This window comes from Myxococcus vastator, assembly GCF_010894475.1.
GTDB classification, from domain to species: Bacteria; Myxococcota; Myxococcia; order Myxococcales; family Myxococcaceae; genus Myxococcus; species Myxococcus vastator.
In genome coordinates this window covers 1-4,259 of record NZ_JAAIYB010000581.1, presented here as the reverse complement: position 1 = coordinate 4,259, position 4,259 = coordinate 1, and the positions used below count along the sequence as shown (strand labels likewise).

The window sequence follows — 4,259 nt, the reverse complement described above, 5'->3', positions numbered from 1 at the left end:
GGGTTTCGCGGCGTGGACAACTCCGCCGTCGGAATGCTCCCGGGGCAGCAGCCCATGGTGCAGCAGCCGGACATCCTCCAGAAGGGGACGGACGAAGCGCGCGTCGGCATCACCCAGGTCCCCGCCCAGGTCTCCCAGAACCACCCCAGCCCAGAGCCCGCGCTGGCCCGGTTCTGGCCGGACGTCCTGGCGGGCTTCGATGGCATGACGGCCACGCTGCGACGGCTGGATGGAACGGGGGCCCTGCCAGGGCTGCTCGCGCCCTTCGAGCCCTGCCGCATCCGTGTCGTGCCTCGGGCCACGGAGGTGTACGGGGAAGTGGCGCGCATGCTGTGGCACCCGGTCTCCCTGCACAAGGCGGAGCCAGCGCGCCAGCGCGCGATGGACCTGCTCACGAGGATGGCCGCCAACGTGTCCACCGCGCCGGCGGACCCGGAGGTCATCGCGGCGGAGGTCGAGGACCTGCTCGAAGGGGACGTCCCGTTCTTCACCACGCTGGCGGGAGACGGCCAGCTGGAGGGGCCTCGGGGGACGCGGTGGCAGCCTCGGTGCAACCTGGTGGAGGCCGCGCTGGCGCACTGGCGCACCGCCGACTTCACCCTGGAGCGCGACGTCATCCAGGCCACCCTGGTCAGCGCCTACGTCAACGACGGGTGGATGCCGGATGCGGCGTCGATGCTGCCGGCGCATGTCCGCACGGACGACGTCGATGCGCGTCGTCGGCGTATCGCGGCCGACATCGTGCGCCAGCTCGTCTCCACCGCCATCCGAGGGACGGACGGCAGCGTCACCTGGATTGCCCCCACGCGTGGGCCGACGGGGTGGTCCGTCCAGCCCCTGGAGCAGGACCTCTACGGCGGCGCGTCCGGTGTCGCGCTGCTGGTCGGGGGCTACCTGCGCGAAGTGGAGAAGGGCCGAGCGGACCCCGTGGAGGGGCTGGAGCCGCTCCTGGCGTCGCTGGTCCACACGCTGACGCTGGCGGAGGACCGCTTCGAGGCGCTGCGTCAGCGCAAGGGCATCCGCCTGCGTCCACCGCCACCTGGGGCCTACATCGGCCTGGGCTCACAAATCTGGACGCGGCTGGTGCTGGCGGACTGGAAGCAAGACGGGGGTGACGGGCTCGCGCGTGCCGTGCGGCTCGCTGACGCCATCCCCGACTCCGCTGCGGCCGCGGACACGCACGACGTCCTGTCGGGCACGGCGGGGGCGATACCTCCGTTGCTCGCGCTGGCGAGGCGGACCGGGGAGGCGCGCTACCTCCAGATGGCGCGTGCGCTGGGCGACACGATTGGCGAGCAGGCGCGGCGCGAGAACGACCGGGCCTTCTGGCCGCACGAGCAGTGGCCGGAGGGCGTTGGAGGGTTCGCGCACGGCACCACGGGAATGGGCTGGGCGCTGACGCTGCTGGCCCGCGCGACGGGTGAGGCGCGCTACGCGGAGCTGGCGCGCGCGGCCTTCGCGTTCGATGAAGCCCTCTTCGACCCGGACGAGCAGAACTGGCTGGACCTGCGCATGCTGGAGGGCGCGAAGACAGCCGCGGCATGGTGTCACGGCGCGGTGGGCATTGGATTGGCACACCTCGACCTGGACCCCGGTCTCGAGCGTCCTCACACGCGGCTGACCTTGCGCCGGGCCGCCGCCGCGACCTGGCGTCTGGGGCTCGGCTGGAACCACTGCGCCTGCCACGGCGACCTCGGCTCCTGGGAGCTGCTGGAGCACGCCCTTCGCGCGGGCGAGGCGCCCGACGGGGTGACGCGGGAGGGGCTGCTGGCCACCCTCATCACCAGCATCGAGGACCATGGGCCTTCCTGTGGGCTGGTGCGAGACGCCTTCGCTCCAGGCCTGCTGCCAGGCTTGGGGGGCGTCGCCTACCAGTTGCTGCGCGCGCATCCGGAGCATGCGCTGCCCTCCATCCTGACCCTTGGGGGAGGGGCGTTCTGAGCACGGACGCAAGCCAGGTGGAGCTGGAGCGGCCCTACTGGCATCTGGGTGGGGCCGCGCCGTCGAGCCCCGGAGTCCTGGCGCTCGCGCGGCGCGTGGGCATGTCGGTGCGGCCCGTGGTGTCGGTGCTGCGTCGCGCCTCGCCGCGTGTCGCCGTGGCCGTCGTCGTCCTCCAACTGCTCGCGGGCGTGGCGACGACGGCGACGCTGCTGCTGGGGACCGAGGTGCTGGGGCGGCTGCTGGCGGACGCGCCGGCCTTCACGCAGCCCCGGGCGGTGCTGGGGCCTCTGCTGGTGCTGGGGCTGATGCTGCTGGTGAAGCTGGCCCTGGACTCCGCCACCACCATGGCGGGCGCGTACCTGGCGCCGCGGGTGCACCGGGTCGCCGAGGAGGCGCTGTTCCGGGTCAGCCTCGATGTGGAGCTGGCGTGCTTCGACGACCCGGCCTTCTATGACCGGCTGCACCGCGCGAGGGACCGGGGGCTGATGCACCTGGAAGGCGCGACCACGGCGCTGGTGGAGGCCGTCAGCGCGGTGTTCTCCGTGGGCGGCGCGGCGCTGGCGCTGCTGTGGCTGCACCCCTTGCTCGTGCCGCTGCTCGGGGTCGCCCTGTTGCCGGAAGGGTGGGCGGCGCTTCACTCGGCGCGGCTCCAGTACGTGGGGATGGCGACCACCATCGGCCTCACGCGGCAGGCGCAGTTGATGGCGGAGCTCGCCACGCAGCGGGAGTCCGCGCCGGAGATTCGCGCCAACCAGGCGCAGGACTATGTCCTGGCCGAATACCGGCACAGCGCCGTGGCGCTTCAAGAGCATCTGGTCCACCTGGGGCTCGTCGGCGCGAGGGCGACGCTGGTTGGCCGGCTCCTGTCGGGGCTCGGGCTGGTGGCGACCTTCGTCGCGCTGGGGATGATGCTCCACGCGCAGTGGCTGGGGCTGGCCGTCGCGGGGACGGCGGTGATGGCCATCCGGAGCGCGAGCACGGCGCTGACCCAGTTGATGGTGATGATGCACGGGCTGTTCGAGAAGGGCCTGTACATCAGCGACTACCGTGAGTTCATCGAGCAGGCGACCGCGCGCGTCCGTCCTGCATCGGGCGTGAAGGCCCCGGAGCGGCCGGGCCGCATCGAGCTGCAAGGCGTCAGCTTCCAGTATCCGGGGCAGGAGGGGCGGCTGGCGCTGCGCGACATCTCCCTGACGCTGGAGGCGGGGCAGAGCATCGCCCTCGTCGGAGAGAATGGCTCTGGCAAGAGCACCCTGGCCCGGCTGATAGGGGGGCTCTACCCTCCGAGCACGGGCCGCATCACCTGGGACGGCGTGGACGTGAAGGCGATGACGCCGACCAGCGTCGCGGACCGGGTGGTGATGGTGTTGCAGGACCCCATCCGTTGGCCGCGCAGCGCACGCGACAATGTCCGGCTGGGGCGCCACCAGCGCGAGGACCCCGATTCACGAGCGCTGCTGGACGCGGCCGAGCAGGCGCGCGCTCACGAGGTCATCGCCACGCTCCCTCGGGGCTGGGAGACGCTGCTGTCGCGGCAGTTCCTCGGTGGGCAGGACCTCTCGGGTGGGCAGTGGCAGCGGCTCGCGGTGGCGCGCGGTCTGTATCGGGACGCGCCGCTGGTCATCCTGGACGAGCCGACGGCGCCGCTGGACGCGAAGGCGGAGCACGCCGTCTATGAGTCCCTCCGGAAGCTGGCCCGAGGCCGCACCGTGGTGCTCATCACGCACCGGTTGGCGAGCGTCCGCAACGCCGACCGCATCTACTTCCTGGAGCGCGGCGCCTTGGTGGAGCAGGGGCGCCACGAGGAGTTGATGCGGGAGAACGGGCGGTACGCCGAGCTCTATCGACTTCAGACGAAGCTGCATGGACTGGACGATGACTCCCACTGAACTCGAGGAACGCTGCCGGGCGGTGGACTGGGCGGCGCTGGGGCAGCGGCTGCAAGGCTCGGTGATTCTCTCGGGCGACGAGCGGATGGGGCTGGCGAAGAAGCAGTTCGCCGCGGGCCAGCCGCTGCCGCTGCCGCGGGTCCTGGTCCAATGCCGGAACGCCTCGGAGGTGCAGCGGACGTTGGCGCTGCTCGTCGAGCATTCACTGCCCTTCGCGGTGCGCAGCGGGGGGCACTGCTTCGCCGACCTGTCCTCCAGCGCGGGCGTGGTGCTGGACCTTTCGGAGCTGAACCAGGTGGAGTGTGATGGCGAGGTCGCCATCGCCGGGCCTGGGGCGCAGGCGTCGGTGGTCAGCCGTGCCCTGGCCGCGCGGGGGCGGGTTCTTCCCACGGGCGGGTGTGGGCTCGTCGCGCTGGGCGGGCTCGGGCT

General features: G+C 72.2%; 3 protein-coding genes. All 3 read left to right on the top strand.

The window, feature by feature from the left end:
• Window positions 1-1,941 (top strand): type 2 lanthipeptide synthetase LanM (lanM, locus tag G4D87_RS34255; RefSeq protein ID WP_163786877.1); only part of this gene is annotated, 1,941 nt, incomplete at its 5' end.
• Between the two features lie 17 nt (window positions 1,942-1,958).
• Window positions 1,959-3,830, top strand: coding sequence for an ABC transporter ATP-binding protein (locus tag G4D87_RS34250; RefSeq protein WP_240358837.1), 1,872 nt, complete (start codon window positions 1,959-1,961; stop codon window positions 3,828-3,830).
• The coding region (locus tag G4D87_RS34245) for an FAD-binding oxidoreductase (RefSeq protein ID WP_240358836.1) at window positions 3,817-4,259 on the top strand (443 nt) is incomplete at its 3' end. The genes G4D87_RS34250 and G4D87_RS34245, both read left to right, overlap by 14 nt.